The organism is Snodgrassella sp. ESL0304, assembly GCF_013344995.1.
In the GTDB taxonomy this organism is placed as follows: Bacteria; Pseudomonadota; Gammaproteobacteria; order Burkholderiales; family Neisseriaceae; genus Snodgrassella; species Snodgrassella alvi.
The window spans coordinates 12,657-37,001 of sequence record NZ_JAAEDR010000004.1 but is presented as its reverse complement, the minus strand read 5'-3'; the positions used below and the strand labels follow the sequence as shown (position 1 = coordinate 37,001).

Sequence of the window (24,345 nt, the reverse complement as noted above, 5' to 3'; positions counted from 1 at the left end):
GCAATAGATAAAACTATATAAAATAAAAGTGCGGATATATCCGCACTTTTATTCCATTCATTTCATCAGCAATACATTTTTTACCAATATATTATTCGCTGTTTCAATTAGTGAATTTCTTTGAATGAATTGATTAGGTAAGTTGAGTCCTGTGTAACATCATCCAGATCATGACCCGGGTTCATTACTAAATCTCCTATCTGCACAGCTTGAGATGCATTAATAATAAGAGCTGAAGACAAATTATCACTTACCCGATAAATCAGTGCCAGGCCAACTTCCTCTGCCGGAATACTCAGATATTTAACCACACTGCGTGATTTCTTAGGCTCATTAGATAAATCAGCCTTAAGCTGGCGACTTTTTTTATACAGGCTAACTACGGTACCTTTATCAACTCCGTCATTAGTACCTAAATTCAAAGTAATTGTCTGGTAAGGACCTGCTTCCTGAATACCGTCCATTACAGAAACAATTTTACCTTTAATCTGAGTAGTGGGCGCATGAGGCATCATTTGGAACGGATCATGCTCATCTGTAATTTTTAACAGATAATCACCCTTATTAATTTCTGACGCTGAATTGGTAATAACCATTGGCTGAGCTGTACGCGTAGGAACCTTAATCAGTGATGTCTTACGGGTATAATACTCATCTTCGGGCAAGCTGGCTGCATCCTTTGGACTGCGTTCAGCCAGAGCAGTGTTCTGTCCGGCCAGCGTTGCTGCTTCACCACTAAAACGTACCAGCTGTCCCAGATATTTATGGGTATCAGGATCAGTAATATTCTGTTCTATACGGTAAATCAGATAGCGACCAGGCTCTAACTGACGATCCGCATAGATACGGTCACCTGTAGAATAAATAACCCGGTTATCCGGTCCGGCAATCAGACGTGGTGCCTCTCTGGTTTGTTCTTTACTAATTACTTGCGGATGCTGCATAAACATACGGAAAAAATCGACATCTATGGTACTGATGCCATAACCAGAAGACAGATTACGTATTTGTGGCTGCAGTTTAATGGTTGGAATACCTCCGCTGTTATCAAAACCCAGACGCGGCTGCCCGTTAACATAGCGCAGACTTAAAACCTGTCCCGGATAAATTTTTTGCGGATTCCGAATCTGATCCCGGTTAGAACCCCACAGTTGCGGCCATTGCCAGGGGCTGTAAAGATACTTACCGGATATGCTCCACAAAGTATCACCACTTTTCACTACATATTGTGCCGGTGCATCCGGACGTAATTTTAATTTGGCCATTACCGGTGCAGATATTGCCATACTTAGTGCACACAGCAGAGTTATAATATGTTTATGCATGTAAGGTATCCTTAGGGAGTTTGCTATTTTAAATGATTGTGATATGACATAGTATGGATATTAGTATCAGTTTACCTGAATCCATATCAACAATCTTTAAAAAATCCATATTGCCATCATGTACTCAGGTCAGATTGATTGAACAAGGAATTAAACACATAATGGCTCTCTTAAACATTTTACAATATCCTGATGAGCGTTTACATACTGTTGCGCAACCTGTTACAAAATTTGATGACAGAATTCGCACGCTGGTACAGGATATGGCGGAAACTATGTATCAGGCACGCGGTATCGGACTGGCGGCAACTCAGGTTGATGTGCATGAACGTGTAGTAGTAATGGATCTGTCTGAAGAACGTAATCAGCTGCGTGTATTTATTAATCCGGTTATTACTTACAGAGAAGGTGATACCGAGTACGAAGAAGGCTGTTTATCTGTTCCCGGTATTTACGAGATGGTGCACCGCTCTGAGCGCATTACCGTTGAAGCTTATGATGAACATGGTGAAAAATTTACACTGGAAGCAGACGGATTACTGGCCATCTGTATTCAGCATGAACTGGATCACCTTGCCGGCAAGGTATTTGTCGAATATCTGTCGCCACTGAAACAAAACCGTATCAAAACTAAGCTTAAAAAACGCGCACGCGAAAGAATGTAACAAAACCTCCTGTTGTCAGAATTTTTTATTGGCATAGCGATAGCTGTTATGCCTGTTGTGGATTTATTGCATGAAGCCTTCTGTTATTTTCGCCGGAACCCCTGATTTTGCTGCGGCTGCACTCAATGCTATTGTTGCAGCCGGTTTTAACGTACCTCTGGTACTAACCCAGCCAGACCGCCCTAGCGGCCGCGGGTTAAAGTTACAATCCAGCGCAGTCAAAAAAGCAGCACTGACACACGGTCTTACCGTAATGCAGCCAACTACATTAAAAACGGCCGAAATTCAGGCAATATTGGAAAATCAGCAGGCTGATGTCATGGTTGTAGCTGCTTACGGGCTATTACTGCCACAGGCAGTGCTTAACATTCCCAGATATGGCTGTCTCAATATTCATGCGTCTCTGTTGCCGCGCTGGCGTGGTGCCGCGCCGATTCAGCGTGCAATTGAAGCCGGCGATCACGAAACCGGGGTATGTATCATGCAAATGGATGCCGGTCTGGATACCGGCTCAGTAATCAGTCGTCATAAATATACTATTAAAACAGACGATACAGCGAGTGAAGTCCATGATGCATTAATGCAGCTGGGTGCTGATGCAATTGTTGCTGATTTACAACAAATTAACCAGCTACAGCCAATTCCACAAAGTGAAACAGGCGTTACTTATGCTCATAAATTAAGCAAAGCTGAAGCACAAATTAACTGGGCCCGGCCTGCTGCAGAAATTGTACGAAAAATTCGTGCTTTCAATCCAGTACCCGGAGCATGGACTGTCTGGCAGGATAAACCGCTTAAAATCCGGCGCGCTAAAATAGTTTCATACACAGGCATACCGGGAATGGTTTTACACAGTAATGAACATGAACTGATTGTAGCCTGTGGCAAAGACTCCATCAGTATTGAAGAAATTCAGAAAGCGGGTAGCAAAGCCATGTCTGTAAACGCATTCCAAGCCGGTAATATCTTGCAACAGGGTACATTACTCGCTTCAGCGGAGACTGATGCATGAGTATGGCTCGCGCCCAGCAATTAGCTGCAAATATCATCGGCGAAGTCCTAAACGGATGTAATCTCAATGAAATTCTGATTCAGGTAATACAGCAACATCCTGAACTGTCAGCCTCTGACAGAGCTGCCTTGCAAGATCTTACTCATGGTAGCCTGCGTTATTTAGGTCTGTTGCAACAACTTGTACAGCAAATGACCACAGCTTCACCACCGGCAGATATTCGCCATCTTCTTATCATTGCTTTATACCAATTACATTTTACTCGCAATGCACATCATGCCGTTGTGAATGAAGCTGTGAATCATGCACGCCGATTGCACGGTGGTCGTTACCAGAAACTGGTTAATGCTCTGTTACGGCGCTTTCTACGCGAGCATGAGGACTTATTAGCCAATGCACTTAAACAGGATACAGCCCGTTTCAATCTGCCTGCATGGTGGTTAAACTATCTTAAAAAGCATTATCCTCAGCATTGGCATAATATGGTTACAGCAATGGCTCAGCATCCGCCTATGACATTGCGAGTTAATCGTCGCTATACTGATGCTGAGCAATATCAAACCAAACTGGCCGCAGCCGGTATACCAGCCAGAATTCTCGATACACACAGCATTATGCTGCAACAGGCAGTAGCCGTATCAAAGCTACCGGATTTCGCTTCAGGACATGTGTCTGTACAGGATTTTGGGGCTCAGCAAGCCATTCCTTTGCTCAATCCGCAATCCGGTGAGCGCATTCTGGATGCATGTGCAGCACCGGGTGGTAAAACAGGACATATGCTTGAATGGGCAGACTGCGATGTAACCGCACTGGATATAGATTCGCAGCGTTTTGAGCGCGTACAGGAGAATCTGCAACGCTTGCATCAGCAGGCTCATTTGCATTGTGCCGACGCAAAAGATCTGCACTCATGGTATGATGGCAACACTTTTGATGCCATTCTTGCTGATGTACCCTGTACAGCTTCAGGTGTAGTAAAACGTCATCCTGACATCAAATGGTTACGTCAGCCTCAGGACGGACAAAAAACTGCACTACAGCAGGAAGCTTTACTGGATAATCTGTGGCTTACTTTAAAATCAGGTGGGCGCCTGCTTCTGGCCACCTGTTCGATTTTTACAGAAGAAAACCAGCAACAAGTAACCCGTTTTTTAACCCGACATGCGGATGCCCGCGAGCGTCTCTCACGTATTTTATTACCGAACAGCAGACAAGATGGCTTTTTTTACGCGCTTATCGATAAAATCTAGTCTACTTTTTGCCTGTCTCCTCTGCCTGAGCATTACTGCAGCACTGGCCGAAGGCATAAGCACCACCCGTGCTCAGGCTAATATTACCAGTAATGGTCAGCTTTCCATCAATACACGTTTTAATACCCAGCTGCCCGACCAACTGAAACAGGCTCTGACTCAAGGCGTACCATTAAATTTTGATCTGAACTATCAGTTAACAGCCCCCACGCTCGCTTCTTACCGTAATCGGATTAATAACCTGATTGGCGGTGATAACCTTATACAGTACAAACTCGCTTATCACCCGCTGACTAACCGCTACCGTGTCAGCATGGGTTCCACGTTCTCTACCGAATACAACAGCCTTGAAACCGCACTTAGAGCCGTTGGTGCTGTAGCCAACTGGCGCGTCCTGAGCAATGGCACACTCAGTGGTGTCTCTGCGAATGAAGTGCGTGCTGATGTTCGCCTTAGTCTGAGTATCAGCCAGTTACCCAAGCCATTTCAGATTAATGCTCTCACTTCCCATAGCTGGCAATTGGATTCCGGCTGGCATCGTCTAGTCATTAACGCGGACTGACCACAATGAGACGGCTGATTCTGGTCATGGCAGTACTCTGTGTAGTGACCCTGTATGTTCTGGCTGTCGCTACCGGCAACACTAATGTTTTCTCAAAATATTTCTGGTTTGCTTTTGGATTTGCTTCACTACTGGTACTGGCACTGATGCTGATGGCCGGTTCTTATTGGTGGAAATTGCTGCAAAGCCGGCACAGACAGGAGTTCGGTTCCAAAATTGCATTGCGTTTGGCTTCCATGTTTACCCTGGTAGCTGTATTACCCGGTTTATTTCTGTTCGGAGTATCTGCACAGTTTATCTCGCACAGTATTCATTCGTGGTTTGGTAACGATACAGAAGAAGCACTAAACCGCAGTATCAGCCTGAGTAAATCGGCTCTGGATTATGAGCTGGACAACACAGTTCGCCGGGCGGCCAATATTCAGATCGCCCTGATTGCAGCCAATGGTCTGGAACAACCACTAGTACCCGTTCTAGAGAAAAATGGCAAAAGCAGACAGTTCAGTCAGTTAGATATTTATAATTTAAACAATAAACGGCTTGAAGCCGAATATAATCCTCAGCACCTGTCCACTCCTGAACTTAACCCGAATCTGATTCAGCAGTTGCATAATTCAGGCTCTGTCCGTGAGATTGAAAGTATCAATAATATTCTTTATGCACAGGGCTGGTTGCTTTTACCCGGACACAATAGCGATAAAGCCCTGTTTTTCCGCCAGCCAATTCCGGCCAAAGTAGCACGGGATGCAACTCTGATTGAAGCGGCACGGGCAAAATATGGAGAGCTGAGCTTTACTAAACAAAGTCTGCAAACCTTTTTTCTGGCTACTTTACTAATGGCTACCCTCCTGTCCATTATTCTGGCTCTGTTGGTAGCGTTATATTTTGCCCGGCAATTTGTTGCCCCTATTCTGTCACTTGCCGATGGTGCCCGTGCAGTGGCCAAAGGTGATCTGGACGTACAACAAACCATTTATCGCAATGATGAGCTGGGAAAATTAACCGGTCTGTTTAATCACATGACAATACAGCTACGGCATTCACGTGAACAACAGGAAGCGGCCAGACATTATCTGGAATATATACTTAATAGCCTGACCACTGGTGTAGTTACCCTCAATCCAGAAGGATGCCTGATTACCTTTAATCAAATGGCGGAGAACATCCTTGGCCAGAATCTGAATCCGATACTCGGGCAAAATATCAGCCAGCTTACAGAACAAAGCCCGCAAACAGCAATGCTGGCTGATGTATTTCAACAGATACTGACTACAGAATATCAGAACAAACCGGCGCAAATTACCTATAATCACAAAGATGAGGCTCTGATATTACTAGGGAAGGCCACACCTCTGCCCGAAGACAGCGGTGGCGGTACTGTACTGGTGTTTGATGATGTTACAGCTCTGGTAAGTGCTCAGAAAGAAGCAGCATGGGGTGAGGTTGCCCAGCGGCTGGCACATGAAATCCGTAACCCGCTGACACCAATTCAACTATCTGCCGAACGGCTGGCGTGGAAGCTCAGTGATAAATTAAACGAAGCGGACAGACAAATTTTAAGCCGTGCTACTAATACCATTATCCGTCAGGTAGCAGCAATGAAAGATATGGTTGAAGCATTCCGCAATTATGCCCGTTCACCGGCATTAAAATTCACAAACCTTGATTTAAATGAACTAATACGCGAGGTTTTGGTACTTTATGAAGGTAGTAATTGTACATTTACAGTTAATTTGAGTAAGATAGTAATGAATGTTAACGCTGACAGCGGAGCTTTACGTCAGGTTATTCATAATCTGCTGAAAAATGCAGTAGAGGCAGCTGCAGCATCTGACTCTCCTGAAGTAAGCATACAAACTGAATTAAATAGCGAACATATTCTTTTCTACGTAAGTAATAATGGTAAAACATTTAGTCAGGAGATGTTATTACATGCATTTGACCCTTATGTAACAGACAAACCCGGTGGTACCGGACTGGGATTGCCGGTAGTAAAAAAAATCATTGAAGAACACGGCGGGCGGATCCAAATCAGTAATCAGAAAAACGGACTGGCTTGTGTCAAAATAACCTTACCATTACAGGTGAATAGAAATGCGAAGCAGTGATATTTTAATTGTTGATGATGAAATAGGTATCCGCGATTTATTATCGGAAATCTTGCAGGACGAAGGTTATACCGTCACCACAGCCGAAAATGCCGATACTGCCCGCCAACTACGCCAGCAAACACGCCCTGCGATGGTATTACTGGATATCTGGATGCCTGACTGCGATGGGATTACCTTACTTAAAGAATGGGCAAAATCCGGGCAGTTAACTATGCCGGTAGTGATGATGAGCGGCCATGCCAGCATTGACACTGCCATAGAAGCCACAAAAATTGGCGCACTGGATTTTCTGGAAAAACCTATTTCCCTGCAAAAACTGCTTAGTACTGTAGACCGTGCTTTAAAATACGGGCAAATGCAGGCTGCTTCTAATCTGACACTGGATAAGCTCGGTCACAGCCCTGCAATTAAAGAATTAAATCAGCAACTGGAACGTATAGCTAAATTCAGTACTCCGGTATTACTAACCGGTGAACTGGGCTCTCCTTTTGAACTGGTAGCACGCTCATTTCATAAAAGCTCAACCCCCTGGGTAGAACCCTCCAAAGTAGAACAAATCGTTGACGCTCCTATTGAATTATTGCAGAAAGCCACAGGTGGCATACTTTATCTGGGCGATATAGCCCAGTATGGTAAAAGTACCCAGCAAAGTATCGGTTTCATTCTGACTAAAGCAGACCGCTACAACGCACGCATTATCTGCGTTTGCAGCAGATCAATTAAAGAAATGATTACCGATCCGTTACAGGATAACAAGCTGCTTAATACCTTGTCATCACTAATTGTTGCCATTCCTCCGTTGCGTTCGCAGCTGGATGATATGGTATTTCTGGTGGAACAAATAACAACCGAACTGGCAGAAAGCCAGAAAATTCCGCCAGTAAAATTCACTACTGCTGCCTTGAATGAATTGCGTCAGTACGACTGGCCGGGTAATCTGGAACAGTTGCGCAGTGTTGTTAAAAGCCTGATGCTCACAGCAGAAAATAACGAAATTGACGTTAATGTTGTCAGTACTATTCTGAATCAGTTCAAACATAACCAGCCTCATGAAACCATGAACGGCTTCAATTTTGATCTGCCTCTGCGTGAACTGAGAGAGGATCTGGAACGACGCTATTTCGAATACCACATAGCTCAGGAAGGACATAACATGAGTAAAGTGGCTCAGAAAGTAGGGCTGGAACGAACTCATCTTTATCGCAAACTTAAACAGCTTGGTATTCAGTTTTCGCGCCGGCAAGCTGAAAAATAAATCAGATAAACCGGATAATAAATTCTCTGCAAATTTTATTATGAATTTTATTCATATTATTTAGCGGATTTTTCAAAGAAAATCTGCAATAAAACATTGATTGAGCATGTCTGAAACGTTATGGTTAGATATCTAACCATAACCTACGGAGAAACTGTTTAATCATGAGTTTTACCCAGTTGAGCTTTGAATTTTTTCCGCCGCGTACTGAAGAGGGACGGCGCAAACTGGCCATCACCCGCAAACAGTTAAGCCAATATCAACCTGAATATTTTTCATGTACTTATGGTGCAGGTGGAACTACACGAGCCGGTACATTGCAAACAATTACCGATATTATGAATGATGGAGTAGCAGCCGCTCCTCATCTGGCCTGTATTGGCGCCAGCCGTGAAGAAATGATCAGCCTGCTCCAAACCTACAAAGACATGGGCATCCGTCATATTGTAGCCTTACGTGGTGACGTTCCGTCAGGCGTGGGCTTCGGACATCAGGGACTGCGCTATGCAAATGAGCTGGTTGCTCTTATCCGCCAGGAGTTTGGTGACTGGTTTCATATTGAAATTGCTGCCTATCCGGAGTTTCACCCTCAATCACGCAGCGCTGAAGATGATATCAATCATTTTGTACGTAAATGTCAGGCTGGTGCCGACTCAGCAATTACCCAATATTTTTTCAATGCAGACAGTTATTTCTGGTTTGTGGACGAAGTACAGGGCAGAGGAATAGATATTCCCATTATTCCCGGCATCATGCCTATTGCCAGCTTTTCCAAATTGGCACGCTTTTCAGAAACCTGTGGCGCAGAGATTCCGCGCTGGTTACGCCTAAAACTTCAGTCTTATGCAGATGATACAGCATCAATTAAAGCACTTGGGCTGGATGTAGTAACTGAAATGTGCGACCATTTGCTTCAGCAGGGAGCACCCAGCCTGCATTTTTATACTCTGAATCAGGCCGGACTTGTATCGACTATATGTCAGCGATTAGGTTACTAAAACTGAATAATAAATAAAATTAAAATATAAATTTGTTAATACAATACAAATGAAATAAGCCCTTATCGTCTTAATGATAAGGGCTGTAAAATCTGATTACTTTTTTATCAGCGAAATTATATGACTGTCTAATTTAAATTAATCACAGCAAAATAATTAATAGCTAATGAGTTAACAACTGATTAAGAAACTGCTGAGCTCTTTCATGTTGCGGACGCTGGAAAAATTCTTCCGGAGTAGCCTCTTCAACAATTTCACCATGATCAATAAATACTACCCGATCAGCTACTTCACGGGCAAAACCCATCTCATGCGTGACCACCATCATTGTCATACCACTAAGCGCCAGATCTTTCATAACTTTCAGCACTTCACCTATCATTTCCGGATCCAGAGCAGAAGTCGGCTCATCAAACAGCATTACTCTTGGTTCCATAGCCAGACCGCGGGCAATGGCGACCCGCTGTTGCTGACCGCCCGACAACTGCTGCGGAAAAGCATCGCATTTATGCGCCAGCCCTACTTTAGCCAGCAGTTCCTTAGCTTTGGCTTCAGCCTGCGCGCGACTTTCTTTTTTCACCTTCATCGGTGACAAAATAATATTTTCCAGAACTGTAAGATGCGGATATAAATTAAAATGCTGAAATACAAAACCAACCTCAGTTCGTACCAGATTTAAATCAGCTTTCGGATCAGCAACATTAATCCCGTCAACCCAGATTTCACCCTGCTGGATTTTTTCCAGCTGATTTACAGTACGAATCAGCGTAGATTTACCGCTGCCAGAAGGACCGCATACCACTACCACCTCCCCCTGACTAACAGTGAGATTCACACCATTAATAACATGCAAATCTTTAAACCATTTATGGACATTCTTAAATTCAATCATGTATTCCCCACATCCTGTAACTGTCTGCATTAATCATTCAGACAGAAGCGCCATTGTGCAACAAATGATTACTTAATGCCACATAAAGCTCTGGCGTAACCCGTTCTGGCCGACTGCCGGGATCAATACCTACAGCCATCAATGCTGCATCATCTACAGATTCTTTCAGATTATTATGAATAGTTTTACGTCTCTGTTGAAAAGCCTGTTTGACCAATGCAGCAAAATGATTAAAATCCTCAGCAATACCAATGCGACCACACTGCGGAATCATTCGTACCACAGCTGAATCTACCTTTGGTGCAGGTATAAAGGCCTGAGGCGGCACATCAAGTAAATTTTCCATCTCAAAAAAATACTGCAACATAACACTTAAACGCCCGTAATCATTACTGCCTGCTACTGCCACCATACGTTCAACCACTTCTTTTTGCAGCATAAAGTGCATATCTATAATATCATCAGCATACTGACCAAAACGAAATAACAACGGCGTGGAAATATTATACGGCAAGTTACCAACAATCTTTTTTTTACCGGGTACAGTATTAAAATCAAATTGCAGGACATCACCCTCATGAATTAATAGCTTTGATGCAAATGGCAGCGTACGTAATCGGGCTACAATATCACGATCAATCTCAATCACATGCAGTTTATTGACAGCCATTGCAAGAGGTTCCGTAATTGCGGCCAGACCCGGACCAATTTCAATTACCGTATCCTCAGGCTGAGGACGAACCGCACGCACAATATCCTGAATAATACTTTTATCCTGCAGAAAATTCTGACCAAAACGTTTGCGGGCACGATGTTCTTTCATAATACTTCCTTCAATTTTGCCCAATTATAAAATAAAATCACCATTCTCAATTTACCAGACTAATCAGTACAACGTACCTGTTAACATCTGCTTTCAGTAGTCTGACGCTAATTTGACAGATAACGTAAAGGATTAACCGCCTTACTATTCACCCGAACCTCAAAATGCAGTTTTACACCAGTGGTTCCGCTATCTCCCATTGTTGCGATTGTCTGTCCGGCCTGAACTTTCTGCCCATTAACAACTTTCAGGGAATCATTGTACGCATAGGCCGTCATCGTACTGTTACTATGCTTAATCAGTACCAGTTTGCCATATCCGCGCAGTTCCTCTCCGGCATACTCTACGATACCCGCTGCAGCTGCTTTAACCGGCGTACCCCGGCTACCGGCAATATCAATACCCTTTTGCGTCTGACCATTAAATGTACTGATTACTTTGCCCTGCACCGGCCATCGCAAACGAATATCAGGAGCAGCTGTTGTAGTCGTTCCGGTATCCGGTTTAGGTGCAACCCGACCAGGCTGTCGTTTTACTCCCGCAGAACCACCTGATACAGAATTTGGTTTACGTACCCGAATCAACTGCCCCACTTCAATAGCATGAGGATTAGCCAGATGATTCCAGCGAACAAGCGTATTCACATCCTGATTAAATCGCAAACCAATGCGATATAACGTATCTCCGCGCTGTACCCGGTAATAACCATTTTGTGCCTTGCCATTCATTACCGGCGCTTTAGCCGGATTATTATTGGCACAGCCACCTAGCAACAAACAGCCGCCTAGCAACACGCTTAAACCGGAACGCCATAATATCCCGCTCAATTTCCATATCTGTATCATTGATTTACCAAAATCTTAACAAGAATCTGTATAGCATAGCTTGTTTAGTTAATCTTAGCTTGATATTAACATAGCTTTTCCCGCCTCATTGACTAGTAAGCCCCTCTTTTCAGACAGGCAGAGAAATCCATTTCACAACTGCTATATTGAATTCTTCGATCCTGCAACCATCTGTTAAAAATGTTATAGCTTAAAAGGGTAACTTACATGCGTTACATAGGTTGGGCATTACCGATACTGGCAGTACTGGAAGTCCTTTCCATTATTCTGGTTAGCAATCTGATTGGTGGTGGCTGGACACTGCTTATCATCTTACTGTCAATTGCCTGCGGTATTTTTATGCTGCGTAATATTGGCGTGTCTGGCTTATTTCTTGCAATGGCTACCATTCGTACTGGTAACAATGTATCGCTTTACCAACTATTATGGCCAGTGCGCTACATATTCGCCTCCATCATGCTTATTAGCCCCGGATTTGTCTCAGATATATTTGCTGCCTTGTTATTACTACCTATTAGCGGCAAGCCTCTGACCGGCACAACCCAATCCTTCTCCCGTTCAACACAACCAGAACAGGGGGACATTATCGAGGGTGAGTACACTGTAGAAACCGATAACGAACAAACAGCTCACTCCGGCACACAATCAAATCTTCCACATAAATAACCGAATAACAAAACCAAAAGCCGCACAGAATTAATCTGGCGGCTTTTAAATTACAGAAAGGCGATTCTGACTACTCTAAACGCATTTGCGGAAACAGAATAACATCACGTATTGTTTGAGCATCTGTCAGCAGCATAATCAGACGATCCATGCCAATACCGCAGCCGCCGGTTGGCGGTAAACCATATTCCATAGCACGAATATAATCCGCATCGTAATGCATTGCTTCATCATCACCAGCATCCAGCTGTGCTACCTGTGCTTTGAAACGCGCAGCCTGATCTTCAGGATCATTTAATTCCGAATAGCCGTTAGCCAGTTCGCGTCCGACCACAAACAACTCGAAACGCTCGGTTAAACCCGGTTTAGTATCCGATGCACGTGCCAGTGGTGATACTTCTACCGGATAATCCACAATAAATGTAGGCTGCCATAATTGCGCTTCCGCGCACTCCTCAAATAAAGCCAGCTGCAAACTACCCAGACCCTGAGCCATAGGTAAAGCTCCGCCCAGTTTTTTAATTTCAGCCTTCAGCCAGGCCTCATCCGTCAGCTGTTCATCCGTATACTGCGGATTAAAATGTTTAATTGCTTCTACAATAGTCATACGAGCAAACGGCTGGCTTAAATCTACCTCCTTACCGTTATAACTCACCACAGCACTGCCTGTTGCCTCAATAGCAGCAGCACGGATTACCTTTTCTGTCATGTCCATCATGCGCTGGTAATCACCATAAGCCTCATAGAATTCCATCATCGTGAATTCCGGATTATGGCGTGTACTCATGCCCTCATTGCGAAAATTACGGTTAATTTCAAACACACGCTCCAGACCGCCCACAACCAGCCGTTTCAGATAAAGCTCAGGAGCCACACGTAAAAATAAATCCATATCCAGAGCATTATGATGCGTAACAAACGGCTTTGCTGTAGCTCCGCCCGGAATCGGATGCATCATCGGTGTTTCCACCTCCAGATAGCGCTCACCTACCATCACATTCCGTATCGCCTGAATAATCCGACTCCGTTTCACAAAAGTGTCACGCGTTTGCTCATTGGTAATTAAATCTACATAGCGCTGGCGATATTTCTGCTCCTGATCAGCTAAACCGTGAAACTTATCAGGTAATGGTCGCAAAGACTTAGTCAGCAACCGCAGACCAGACACCCGTACCGTAAGCTCACCGTGATTGGTTTTCATCAGTTCACCTTCAGCACCCACAATATCACCCAGATCCCAGTGCTTGAATGTATCATGAACTTGCTCACCAACACCCTGATTGTTGATATACAGCTGAATACGGCCGGTCATATCCTGAATGGTCGCGAAGCTGGCCTTACCCATATGACGTTTCAGCATAATACGTCCGGCTACCTTTACTGGAATTGCCTTTTCTGCCAGCGCATCCTTATCAAACTCATCATAAAGCTGATGCAAATCTCCGGCAAAAGCATCCCGCTTAAAATCATTTGGAAAAGCAATTCCCTCAGCACGAATCGCCGTCAGCTTCTCACGGCGGTGTGCCATAATCTGGTTTTCATCCAGTTGTTCTTCTTGCGCGGCAGCTACCGGCGCATTCTGCTGTTCACTCATATGCATCCTCATACTATATGCAATTGTTATCAACTAACAACTGCCCGCCTGACACCATTGAGCATAGTATTAAATTCAGGCAATAAAAAATTAAACATAACCGCCTATTTTAAGTCAAAACAGCCAGTTTGACATCTAAAACACCTGATTCAGTTACAGCAATCCCATATTGCCATAACAAATTTCTTCAACCAGCAGCAATAACTTAACACCATCCGGCAGCAAAAACTTTAAACATCATCCCAAAGAAATAAATTATTACCAAACTGTAACCAAAGCACATAAACCTGCCCGGGTAAATTAATGATAGCAATATCTCTGATATCAGCTAAACAGAAGAGCAGACTTGAGCATAAATTTATCCGTAGCAATCTATAAACAGCCAATATTGAATATATATTTCTTGATTATTTATTAAAATAGCATAAAAATAACAATAAAATATTAACCGTCAACCTGTGCCATATCCGTTAGCGCATACGAAAATACCAACAGTCTATTATTTGTTTTAACAACAATTACATTGAAATACAACTCATTAACCCATTACCAGCGAATAATAATTTTAATATTAAATTTAACAACCTTATCGCTGTATCACCAATAAAACCCAGATATATCTTTCAGGAGATGAACATGTATCAGTTACATCTTTATGACACACCTATTGCGATGAATACAGCTCTGGCTACAGCTATTATTGCCAACCTGCAAAATGCAATTAATCTGCGCGATTGCGCTTCTCTTGCCGTTTCAGGCGGTCCGAATCCGGTAGAGCTGTTTCAGATACTAAGCAAAGCGCAACTGGCATGGGAGAAAGTTTATATTACTCTCGTGGACGAGCGCTGGGTTGATAAACACCACGAAGACAGCAACGAACGGCTGATTCATACCCATTTACTACAAAATAAAGCTAAAGCAGCACACTTTATCAGCCTAAAAACCGTAGCTGAAAATCCATATGATGGTGTGGATGAAATTCAGGCACGTCTGGAGCAACTATTACCCTTACCCATAGATGTACTGGTATTAGGTATGGGAGACGACGGGCATACTGCATCGCTTTTTCCTCATGCTGAAAATTTATCCAAAGGCCTGGATATGCACTCCGAGAGAATGGTAATAGACATGAAACCCCTGACTGCACCGCATGATCGTATTTCCCTGACTTTACCGGTAATATTAAACAGTAAACATTTATATCTGCAACTTTCCGGCAAAAAACAACAACAGGTACTACAACAGGCACTGGCCGGAATCAATAGTAACGATATGCCAATCAGAGCTGTTCTGCATCAACAGAAACTGCCATTACAGATTTATCTGGCTCAATAAAAAATGCGCCGGGTAAAACCGGCGCATTGACAAAATTCAGCATAATTACCAGGAATAGCGATAATTAAAATTAATGCCAAATTTCTGCTCTGTATGCTGCCCGCTCGCATAATCAAGCTTGAAATCAGCGTGATTATTTGAATTAAAATCCACACCCAGCCCTGCTTCATACAGACCACTGTTACCAGCTCCGGTAATACGCATATTGCTATCATCAACAATAGCATGTCCCAGACTGTTTTTATCATGTAACCAGTAAGCACCTGCATACGGATGCAGATTCACCTTATTCAGTGCCAGAGTAGTTTTAACTGCCGCACCTAACTGACTACGATAAAAAGTCGTACTCTTCGTATAATCATCACCGGATAAACGACCGGCAGTTATACCAGCTTTAGGTGTGATTACCCATTTATCAGAAAGGCTGAAATCTTTACCCGCATCAACACTCAGACTATTACTATGCCATGTAGCCTTATCCATTTTGTTGGCATTAGCTTTCAGATGGCTGTAACGATAAGCCGCATCGGCAAACCAGCCTGCTGTATTATACCAGCCGACATAAACACCAGTAGTAAGTGCTTTCAGATTACCGTCCTTATAATTACCATTAAAATCTACACTAGAATGCCCCTGTCCTACAAAAGCACCCAAATAAGTCTGATTACTGTCATTACCCAGCGGTAACAAATGATCATAACCTAATTGCAAACTATATGATTTTTGCTTAAAACCAGAGGTAGTCAACCCATAGCTTGAGCCAGTACTGTCAAAATGATTATTGGTATAATTACTGTCCAACCACATATTATTAACATGTGACTCATTTTTCAGACTGTTGAAGCGTGCATTTAAAGGTTTTTGCATCTGATATACAAACTGGCTGGCCGCCTGACGCATACTGATAAGTGAATTGGCAAAATCACTGATTTCATGCCGAGGGCCATAATGACCGCCTCCTGCTGATGCGGCACCATTATCATTACTTAGAATCCAGTCATTTCCGTTCTGATGGAAGAAATAGCGATATCTGCCAACATCAACATAATTCTGAACCATAGAGAATGATCCGTCACCACCTTCAGACTCAACCAAAGTTATCTGAATATTCGGTTTTTTGGGCTGTTTACGACTATCTGCCACACTGATTTTATGTTCACCATGAACCTGACCATGAATTTTAATCTTATCAGATTGTCCATCGGCCAGACTGGTATTCATATTAAACAGACTATTGCTACCATTTAAATCGCCATTTATTGTCAGAGTTTTAAATTTACCACCCTGACTGAAAGAAACAACTGAATCATGAATATTCAGCTCATCCAGTACACTATCACCATTGATTGTCCATGAAGAACCATTATTCAGATTAAAAGTTATTTTAGGCGCCCGCTTCGGATCCTGATCAATATAAATACGTCCTGCCAATTGAGAATGATCTGCAGTTAAAGTAAATGGCTGTAATGCAGCAACCTGCTCATCTCCTATAGCATCATCATCCTCAGCATCTTCAACATAATAACGATGATCATTGACACCCAGTAAAGCATTCTGCCCGATTAACTTGCTGTCTTTAATTGTAAATTTATGTTTATCCGCTTCCGTCTGAGTAGTTGCCAGCATAATGCCAATACCTGACTTTATAGTACTATTTTTAACATTTACTTCACTTCCGTTATTCAGATAAAAACCTGAACTGAGCGGATTAGTAAGATTTATTTCTGTGTTGCTAACATTGGCAACAGCATGATTCTCTGAACTCTGATTCACTATATCTATGCCAAAATTAATATATCCATCACCTTGTATTTTCATATTATTGACATTGACGAGTGCATTATTATTATCCGAAACTTCTATAGAAATTGCAGCTGAATAATCACTATCTTTACCTAACTTTATTTCTGAATCATGAATATTCGCTGTGCTGGCAGCTGTACCAGCCCCAGTAGCCGCTATATAATATGCATCAGAATGAGGAGCAGTGATTGTAAAATCAGCCTGTGAATCCAGATATCCTCCGCTAAGTTCAATTCCTTTAATACCTTCGTCAAATTCTTTTGGCTGCCCCTGCAAGCTAAAATGAACACCCTTAGGCATCACAAACCGTGCATTGCCCGTTTCTGATTCAAAACTGACACCTGTATGGTCTATATCCTCCCGATGATCTCCGTACTTTTTATTATTTAAATACGAGGTATCTATTGTAATTTCAGTATTTGGAGAAAATTCTGCCGTTAATGAATGTGCAGTATTATTTGATTCATGAATCCGGAACATCGACAAGTTATGACCATCTTCTCCGGGAGCTCCGGTAAACAACTCTTTAAATTCACTCTCAGTAGGAATGCCATTATAATATTGATCAGCTGTAATAATAATTTTATTATTTTCCGGATCTGGCACCTTACATCCGTCTATAGCATGACAAGTATTAGCAGCTACACTATAAGCTGACAATGATCCCAGAACAACTAGCAGAATAGTTTTTAACTTTAATGGCGGGTGTATTGATTTCATCATATAAATTAATCTTTTAACACAAATAAAAAATAATATCACAATATTTATAAATTAAGTTAATATTTGTTTATTACAATTAAATTATTTTTTATCATATAATAAATTTAATTACACTCTTGCCTTAAAATTCCATTGTATTAATTTATTCATTTAAATTAATTACATTATCTTATAATTTTATTCAAATAAATCCTGTTTATCTTTTACTTTATTGTTGATAGCAATATACCCCTCATGTTGTGGGTAAATAATCTATTAAATCATACCTTAATAACATTTGATCTAATAATATTTTGCATCGTTTGGCGGTAGTACAGAATCCTTAGTAATCAGCTTATTCAGGTAAAGTCTGTTCATCATAATTATTCAGAGAGTATAGAAGTAATAATTTTTATAAAAAAAAGTCTTTAATTTAAAGTATTAATAAAAAAACAGGATTGAATCATAAACGATCAACCCTGTTTTGATTAAATTATCACAACTTTATTACCAGTTAACCTTTAATCCTACAGAACCATTTACAGGTGATTTCACATGTGAATCTCCGCCATTAGACCATGTATGGCCAATTTCACCATAAGCTTTCACCTTGTCGGTAATATCATAGCTACCACCAATAGCCATTTCAGTATTAGCATGCGAAGCACCGGCATTCAATGTAGTTGATGCAGCCTTTGTTTTAAAGGTAGTGTGATTTGCACCATTTGGTGAGTAGAAGAAATTAACCCGGGCATAAGGATGGAGCACACCTTTATTTACCTGATAATTACCTTCCAGACGACCGCCCAGACGGAATAACCACGCATTATCATGATCCTGTTTAACTGTGGTATTACCACTGATATCAGTATCATTTAAATCCAGCCATTGATGAATAATCTGTGCCTGAGGTTCAAATTTCCAGCTGCTGCTACCAATAGCAAATGGCTGACCGACCTCAACAGAAGCAGTAACACCATGGCCTTTTTGCTTACTATTTGAGGTGCCATCAGGTTTGATATCTACATTATGGCGTGCACCCTGTAATACAACATCCATATAGGCACCATTATCTCGGGTGTAATTACCATAAGCACCAAGGAAATAAGATTTAGTACTATTTTTACCAACCTTACCATTAATGCCGCTGGCAAAACCGTTTACATCAAGATTTCCATGTAAATAACCTAAGTAGCCACCAATACGCAGACCATTATTGCTCCAGATATCGCTACCAACCTGCAAACCGGAATAGTTACCTTTACTACGGGTATTAGCTGTTCCATTCTGACGAATATCGCTACGATTAGCAATTACTCTGCCCCAGCTCATCCGTTCATCAGGAGTAGGAGTAGCACCAATACGCTTATGCATATCACCGAGCATCAGACTGTCTGCCTGATGTAACTGGGCACTAACTGCACTATATAAAGGTACTTCTCTACGATAAGTTGTTTTTGTACCGGTTTCCTGCATTTTTTCAGAGTAAAGATTCCATTTATTATCTTCACTCTTTTGCAGCCTGTACTCATATGCACCGGCGTCAACATGATCGCGCAGTAATGTGAAAATATCGCCATCAGCAGTACCATCAACGGAGACAATTTCAATGCCATTTGTACCGGCTGTACTTGCACCCAAACCACTAACTTCAGTTAGATCAATGGCTGTCTCACCACTCGCATTTCCACCGATATGTAATTTATCAGCATTATTTTGCTCAGGTGTTACTTCCAGAAGCAGTTTACTACCCTTTTCACCATGATAGTCACCCTGAATGGTCAGACGGTCACCAACATTATCGTTAACCAGATTAATATTACCGGCATTGTTTACATTACCTGAAATAGCAACTTCGTTCTTACCGGAAGAATTGTCAATCTTATCAAGTTGTACTTCCGCCCCAGATCCGATATTCAGGTTTTGTGTATTAAGGTCACCGGTTAGAGTTAGTCTGGCTGATTGTCCGAGATGGATATTTTCCCAGTTAATAATACCAACATCACCTGCACTATTACTGGTGGAAGAACCGCGAAGATTAGTATTAAGGTAGAGTTGGTCATTACTGTTGTCTTTACCATCATCTATATCATTGCCGCCGTCCAGCATAGTAAGACCAGTAATATCAGCACCATTATTGATAGTGAGAATATCACTACCATGACCCAGATTAATATTACCGGTTACTTTTGCTCCGCTATTAATGGTAACCAGAGAATTGCTATCGCCATCTTCAATCGCATTACCTGATGCAGCAGAAACATCTGCTCCCTTATTAAGGATAATACTACTGTTTGAAGCAGGTAAACCATTGGTAGAGATGCCTGCACCGGTACCACCAGCTACCTTACCTGACGTTTCTATTGACACAGCACCGCCGGTCGTATTTATTGCACTGATACCATCAGTACCGCCTGTAATGCTTCCTCCGGTCTGATTTACTGCTATGCTGTTTTTCTCACCAGAATCCGTCCAGTCAATATTAGTTGCCTGTATACCAGCACCACTAGTACCCGTTACATTACCTCCGGTTGTGATTTTGGTATCACCTTTACCTAAATTTGTCGCAACAATTCCGGTTTCTTTACCTTCAATACTACCTGTTGTCTGAGTAATATTGATTGCATTCGCTGTTTCGCCATTGTAAGCAGAAATGCCTGTGCCATTTATTCCCAGTCCGTCTGCAGCACTCACTGTACCTGCTGTGGTAATAGTTGTAGATCCGGTACCGGAATTTACAGCACTGATGCCTGCTGCACCTCCCTGAATTTCACTGTTATCTTTTTGATTAATATTGATATCAGTTGTATTAGCACCATTTGAAACAATAATTCCGTTACTAGTATTGTATTTGTTACTATTTAAATCCTCAGGATCTTCTAATACTGTTTCAGTACTGGTTGCCTTTACCTTTCCGTTAATTTCAATATTTGTAGCACCTGATCCATGATTATTAACTTCAATACCATTGTTAAAACCAGTTATATTTCCACCATTCTGGGCAACCTTAATTCCCTCAGATGAAGCCAGGCTACTATCTGCAAGGTTTTTACCGGCTAATTTCTGACTATTGTACCAATCATCTATGCTTACATTATCTGCGTTTTCATCAACCTCTGAAACAGGAGCTGTACCTGAAACCGCCAGAATACCTGCACCTGCATTACCAGTTACCTGACCGGATGTTTCCACTGATACTGCACCGCCGGTCGTATTTATTGCACTGATACCATCAGTACCGCCTGTAATACTTCCTCCGGTCTGATTTACTGCTATACCTCTTTTCTCACCAGAATCCGCCCAGTTAATATTAGTTGCTTGTATACCAGCACCACTAGTACCCGTTACATTACCTCCGGTTGTGATTTCGGTGTCACCTTTACCTAAATTTGTCGCAGCAATTCCGGTTTCTTTACCTTTAATACTACCTGTTGTCTGAGTAATATTGATTGCATTCGCTGTTTCACCATTGTAAGCAGAAATGCCGGTACCATTTATTCCCAGTCCGTCTGCAGCACTCACTGTACCTGCTGTGGTAATAGTTGTAGATCCAGTACCGGAATTAACAGCATTGATGCCTGCTGCACCTCCCCGAATTTCACTGCTGTCTTTTAACTGACTAATATTGATATCAGTTGTATTAGCACCATTTGAAACAATAATTCCGTTACTAGTATTGTATTTGTTACTATTTAAATCTTTAGGATCTTCTAATACTGTTTCAGTACTGGTTGCCTTTACCTTTCCGTTAATTTTAATATTAGTAGCACCTGATCCATGATTATTAACTTCAATACCACTGTTAAAACCAGTTATATCTCCATCTCCATCTTTATCTTTATCTTTCTGGATAACATTAATCCCCTCAGATGAAGCCAGACTACTATCTGCAATGTTTTTGCCAGCTAATTTCTGGCTACTGTACCAATCATCTATGCTTACATCATCTGTATCTACATCAGCTGTACCTGAAACCGCCAGAATACCCGCACCTGCATTACCTGTTACCTGACCGGATGTTTCCACTGATACTGCACCGCCGGTCGTATTTATTGCACTGATACCATCAGTACCGCCTGTAATGCTTCCTCCGGTCTGATTTACTGCTATACCTCTTTTCTCACCAGAATCCGTCCAGTTAATATTAGTTGCTTGTATACCAGCACCACTAGTACCCGTTACATTACCTCCGGTTGTAATTTTGGTATCACCTTTACCTAAATTTGTCGCAGCAATTCCGGTTTCTTTACCTTCAATACTACCTGTTGTCTGAGTAATATTGATTGCATTCGCTGTTTCACCATTGAAAACAGAAATGCCTGTACCATTCTTCTCCGGTCCATCTGCTATCACTGTACCCACTGTGGTAATAGTTGTAGATCCGGTACCGGAATTAACAGCACTGATGCCTGTTGCTGTACCCCGAATTTCACTGCTGTCTTTTAATTGATGAATATTGATATCAGTCGCATTTTCATGATTTTCAGCAATAATTCCACTACCAGTATTAAATATGTCACCATTCGGATTCATCGGATCTATGGTATCATCAGTATCCACAGGTACTGATCCGGTTCCCGTTCCTTTACCTGTAACATTTCCGCTAATATTGATATTGATAGCCTCAATACCCTGATTATTCACCACGATTCCATTAACTGAACCGTCAATATTGCCTGTTTCAGCCTGACTAATATTAATTGCTTTTGAGTTTTGCCCATTATCTGCATAAATACCCACCTTAGCGTGTACCTTACCAGCAACATTTATATTGGTAGATCCTTTACCGCTATTAGAAGTTGTAATACCAATATTTTCACCCTTAATAGTACTGCTGCTTGCAGTCTGGTTTACAGTCAAATTGGTAGCATCTTCAGAATTGGTTATTGAAACAGCATCGTCAAATTTTGGCGTATCTGTATCACCTGGTATCATTTCATTTCCTGATGAAATGACATTTCCGGAAATATCAACTGTTGTTCCGCCTGTTCCGGAATTTATTCCCCAAAGACTGCCTTCCCGGTCGGTACGATCAACTTCAACTCTTATATTTTGACCATCTGCCAAACCAAGAATGTCAAAAACCCCTTCCTGTGAAGTAATTGGATCAACAGAAGGAATACCAATGAATGCAATATCCTTGCCATCAGGTCTGTCCCGATCTGAAATGACAACTTCCCCTGCTGCATTAGTACATATTTGATTTTGCTCCGAAGTAGAAACACACTGAGCCTGAGCTACATTTGCAGTTAAAGCCAGTGCACCAATCACTGTTGTGACAACCTTGGCTCCCACTACTTTCCCGCTTTTGCGAGCCAACTCAGAAGTCACAACATAAGCCTGTTCTCTGGCATTCCAAATCAGTTTGTATATTTTATTCATTTGGCAATCAATCTTTAATAAATTAAATTAAGTTAAGTTAACGAAACTCAAATATAATGCATTTTAAATTTAACACTTTATTACTTTAATAATCAATTATCCTATATAGACAAAATTAGGTATTTTTTTGTCATAGGTCAAATTATATTGTTTTAAAATATTTATATTTATTAAGTTGTATTTTTATGTTAAATGACATTATATTTATCTCATTGAAAATAATTTCACCGAATAAAGAATAAAATAGTGGAAAATAGAGAGTAAAATGTAATTTACATCATTAATTTATTGAATTTAATAAATTTAATTATAAATTTTGATAAATGAAATTATTTTATTGCTTAGTAGTCTATAATTTTATAGATACTCATTATTTTTTAATAAGAAAATTATTTATGAAAAATTTTGAGATTTATTGAACAGAAAAGGTAAAATATTGTGTTGAAATATTAGAAAAGATTTTAATGAATTTAAATGTTCTATAAAATATATTATTAACTTAACATTCATTACAATTGCTGGCTTAAGTAAAAAAATTTTACCATCAAATAATAGCCAATCATCAAACTGACAATTCAAAAATAAATAGTCATTGATAAATTAAGAAAATTATAATAATAAATTTATATTATAAAATATTTAGTTAAATCTTTAATATAATAGATAATTGATGGGTCATGAGCAATTCGAACGCTCGACCAACGAATTAAAAGGTATACATGATCAACTCAATTGCTCCAGCCGGAACGATGAAGCAGACGTGGAAAATCAGAATGAAGAGAAACTTCAAAATAAAAGAAATACGTCATCAGATAGATAATTTATTACAGGAAGCAACCTAAAAGACCGAGCTCAGCAAAAAGCGTGAAGTACTTAATATTGTACTCTCTATATCCGCCAGAGCACTGCCAAATACCATCAAGAATGGCAGTAAAATAATTTTACAGTTAAAGATCATCATTATTTATTTGCCTTACATATGTAGGAATATCGAACAGATGAACTGCCATTTCACATATACATCATTGTAATTTTATGGTACATGAATTTTATTTATAGGTTTAATCTACATAAAAATGATTTATATGTATAGCATTTTCACTTTGCAGAAAAATGCGTGAACAA

16 protein-coding genes are annotated in these 24,345 nt (G+C 41.2%); 9 read left to right on the top strand and 7 right to left on the bottom strand.

Annotated features, from left to right (window positions below):
* Nucleotides 1-107 precede the first annotated feature (107 nt).
* Nucleotides 108-1,325 (bottom strand): LysM peptidoglycan-binding domain-containing protein, encoded by a 1,218-nt coding sequence (locus tag GYX91_RS00540; RefSeq protein ID WP_084550149.1) that lies wholly within the window; start codon nt 1,323-1,325, stop codon nt 108-110.
* A 161-nt stretch (nt 1,326-1,486) separates the two neighbouring features.
* Here GYX91_RS00540 and def point away from each other — a divergent pair, with 161 nt between their 5' ends.
* The 7 genes from def (at nt 1,487) to metF (ending at nt 9,178) form a co-directional block, all read left to right on the top strand.
* Nucleotides 1,487-1,990: a peptide deformylase gene (def, locus tag GYX91_RS00535; RefSeq protein WP_025329805.1), complete on the top strand. Its 504-nt coding sequence runs from the start codon at nt 1,487-1,489 to the stop codon at nt 1,988-1,990.
* A 70-nt stretch (nt 1,991-2,060) separates the two neighbouring features.
* Entirely contained in the window at nt 2,061-3,002 is a 942-nt protein-coding gene (gene fmt / locus GYX91_RS00530; protein WP_174829680.1) for a methionyl-tRNA formyltransferase, read from the top strand.
* The gene (gene rsmB, locus GYX91_RS00525; protein WP_037392863.1) at nt 2,999-4,252 is read left to right on the top strand and encodes a 16S rRNA (cytosine(967)-C(5))-methyltransferase RsmB; all 1,254 of its coding nucleotides are present in this window, start codon (nt 2,999-3,001) and stop codon (nt 4,250-4,252) included. Before fmt ends, rsmB begins: the two co-directional genes overlap by 4 nt.
* The gene (locus GYX91_RS00520) at nt 4,218-4,814 is read left to right on the top strand and encodes a DUF4390 domain-containing protein (protein ID WP_174829679.1); all 597 of its coding nucleotides are present in this window, start codon (nt 4,218-4,220) and stop codon (nt 4,812-4,814) included. Before rsmB ends, GYX91_RS00520 begins: the two co-directional genes overlap by 35 nt.
* 5 nt (nt 4,815-4,819) lie before the next feature.
* Nucleotides 4,820-6,922 (top strand): PAS domain-containing sensor histidine kinase, encoded by a 2,103-nt coding sequence (locus GYX91_RS00515; protein ID WP_084550136.1) that lies wholly within the window; start codon nt 4,820-4,822, stop codon nt 6,920-6,922.
* Nucleotides 6,909-8,180: a sigma-54 dependent transcriptional regulator gene (locus GYX91_RS00510; protein ID WP_025329800.1), complete on the top strand. Its 1,272-nt coding sequence runs from the start codon at nt 6,909-6,911 to the stop codon at nt 8,178-8,180. Before GYX91_RS00515 ends, GYX91_RS00510 begins: the two co-directional genes overlap by 14 nt.
* Nucleotides 8,181-8,344: 164 nt before the next feature.
* Nucleotides 8,345-9,178 (top strand): methylenetetrahydrofolate reductase [NAD(P)H], encoded by an 834-nt coding sequence (gene metF / locus GYX91_RS00505; protein ID WP_025329799.1) that lies wholly within the window; start codon nt 8,345-8,347, stop codon nt 9,176-9,178.
* A 163-nt stretch (nt 9,179-9,341) separates the two neighbouring features.
* Here metF and GYX91_RS00500 read toward each other — a convergent pair whose 3' ends face one another.
* The 3 genes from GYX91_RS00500 to GYX91_RS00490 all read right to left on the bottom strand — a co-directional run bounded on the left by GYX91_RS00500 (nt 9,342) and on the right by GYX91_RS00490 (nt 11,738).
* Complete coding sequence (locus GYX91_RS00500; protein ID WP_174829678.1) at nt 9,342-10,070, bottom strand: amino acid ABC transporter ATP-binding protein; 729 nt, start codon at nt 10,068-10,070, stop codon at nt 9,342-9,344.
* Between the two features lie 37 nt (nt 10,071-10,107).
* Nucleotides 10,108-10,893 carry a 16S rRNA (adenine(1518)-N(6)/adenine(1519)-N(6))-dimethyltransferase RsmA gene (rsmA, locus tag GYX91_RS00495; protein ID WP_041880532.1) on the bottom strand — a complete coding sequence of 262 codons (786 nt, stop codon included), beginning with the start codon at nt 10,891-10,893 and terminating at the stop codon, nt 10,108-10,110.
* A gap of 107 nt (nt 10,894-11,000) precedes the next feature.
* Nucleotides 11,001-11,738, bottom strand: a complete 738-nt coding sequence (locus GYX91_RS00490; protein ID WP_238791292.1) for a peptidoglycan DD-metalloendopeptidase family protein — start codon at nt 11,736-11,738, stop codon at nt 11,001-11,003.
* A 207-nt stretch (nt 11,739-11,945) separates the two neighbouring features.
* Here GYX91_RS00490 and GYX91_RS00485 point away from each other — a divergent pair, with 207 nt between their 5' ends.
* On the top strand, nt 11,946-12,404 hold the full coding sequence (locus GYX91_RS00485) for an FxsA family protein (protein ID WP_078474390.1): 459 nt from the start codon (nt 11,946-11,948) through the stop codon (nt 12,402-12,404).
* Nucleotides 12,405-12,474: 70 nt separating this feature from the next.
* Here GYX91_RS00485 and lysS read toward each other — a convergent pair whose 3' ends face one another.
* Nucleotides 12,475-13,998, bottom strand: a complete 1,524-nt coding sequence (gene lysS / locus GYX91_RS00480) for a lysine--tRNA ligase (protein ID WP_084550130.1) — start codon at nt 13,996-13,998, stop codon at nt 12,475-12,477.
* 636 nt (nt 13,999-14,634) lie between these two features.
* On the opposite strand from lysS, the gene pgl reads away from it, so the two are divergent.
* Nucleotides 14,635-15,333 (top strand): 6-phosphogluconolactonase, encoded by a 699-nt coding sequence (gene pgl, locus GYX91_RS00475; RefSeq protein WP_051506363.1) that lies wholly within the window; start codon nt 14,635-14,637, stop codon nt 15,331-15,333.
* A gap of 45 nt (nt 15,334-15,378) precedes the next feature.
* On the opposite strand, the gene GYX91_RS00470 is transcribed toward pgl, so the two are convergent.
* Both GYX91_RS00470 and GYX91_RS00465 read right to left on the bottom strand, forming a co-directional pair.
* A complete protein-coding gene (locus GYX91_RS00470; RefSeq protein ID WP_174829677.1) occupies nt 15,379-17,859 on the bottom strand; it encodes an autotransporter outer membrane beta-barrel domain-containing protein in 2,481 nt (826 codons plus the stop codon).
* Nucleotides 17,860-18,345: 486 nt separating this feature from the next.
* Nucleotides 18,346-23,220: an autotransporter outer membrane beta-barrel domain-containing protein gene (locus tag GYX91_RS00465; RefSeq protein WP_174829676.1), complete on the bottom strand. Its 4,875-nt coding sequence runs from the start codon at nt 23,218-23,220 to the stop codon at nt 18,346-18,348.
* Nucleotides 23,221-24,345: the final 1,125 nt, after the last annotated feature.

What these genes read in the sequence shown, in the direction of transcription:
- GYX91_RS00540 (WP_084550149.1), bottom strand. Translation starts at nt 1,325, where the DNA reads ATGCATAAACATATTATAACTCTGCTGTGTGCACTAAGTATGGCAATA.
- def (WP_025329805.1), top strand. Translation starts at nt 1,487, where the DNA reads ATGGCTCTCTTAAACATTTTACAATATCCTGATGAGCGTTTACATACT.
- fmt (WP_174829680.1), top strand. Translation starts at nt 2,061, where the DNA reads ATGAAGCCTTCTGTTATTTTCGCCGGAACCCCTGATTTTGCTGCGGCT.
- rsmB (WP_037392863.1), top strand. Translation starts at nt 2,999, where the DNA reads ATGAGTATGGCTCGCGCCCAGCAATTAGCTGCAAATATCATCGGCGAA.
- GYX91_RS00520 (WP_174829679.1), top strand. Translation starts at nt 4,218, where the DNA reads ATGGCTTTTTTTACGCGCTTATCGATAAAATCTAGTCTACTTTTTGCC.
- GYX91_RS00515 (WP_084550136.1), top strand. Translation starts at nt 4,820, where the DNA reads ATGAGACGGCTGATTCTGGTCATGGCAGTACTCTGTGTAGTGACCCTG.
- GYX91_RS00510 (WP_025329800.1), top strand. Translation starts at nt 6,909, where the DNA reads ATGCGAAGCAGTGATATTTTAATTGTTGATGATGAAATAGGTATCCGC.
- metF (WP_025329799.1), top strand. Translation starts at nt 8,345, where the DNA reads ATGAGTTTTACCCAGTTGAGCTTTGAATTTTTTCCGCCGCGTACTGAA.
- GYX91_RS00500 (WP_174829678.1), bottom strand. Translation starts at nt 10,070, where the DNA reads ATGATTGAATTTAAGAATGTCCATAAATGGTTTAAAGATTTGCATGTT.
- rsmA (WP_041880532.1), bottom strand. Translation starts at nt 10,893, where the DNA reads ATGAAAGAACATCGTGCCCGCAAACGTTTTGGTCAGAATTTTCTGCAG.
- GYX91_RS00490 (WP_238791292.1), bottom strand. Translation starts at nt 11,738, where the DNA reads ATGATACAGATATGGAAATTGAGCGGGATATTATGGCGTTCCGGTTTA.
- GYX91_RS00485 (WP_078474390.1), top strand. Translation starts at nt 11,946, where the DNA reads ATGCGTTACATAGGTTGGGCATTACCGATACTGGCAGTACTGGAAGTC.
- lysS (WP_084550130.1), bottom strand. Translation starts at nt 13,998, where the DNA reads ATGAGTGAACAGCAGAATGCGCCGGTAGCTGCCGCGCAAGAAGAACAA.
- pgl (WP_051506363.1), top strand. Translation starts at nt 14,635, where the DNA reads ATGTATCAGTTACATCTTTATGACACACCTATTGCGATGAATACAGCT.
- GYX91_RS00470 (WP_174829677.1), bottom strand. Translation starts at nt 17,859, where the DNA reads ATGATGAAATCAATACACCCGCCATTAAAGTTAAAAACTATTCTGCTA.
- GYX91_RS00465 (WP_174829676.1), bottom strand. Translation starts at nt 23,220, where the DNA reads ATGAATAAAATATACAAACTGATTTGGAATGCCAGAGAACAGGCTTAT.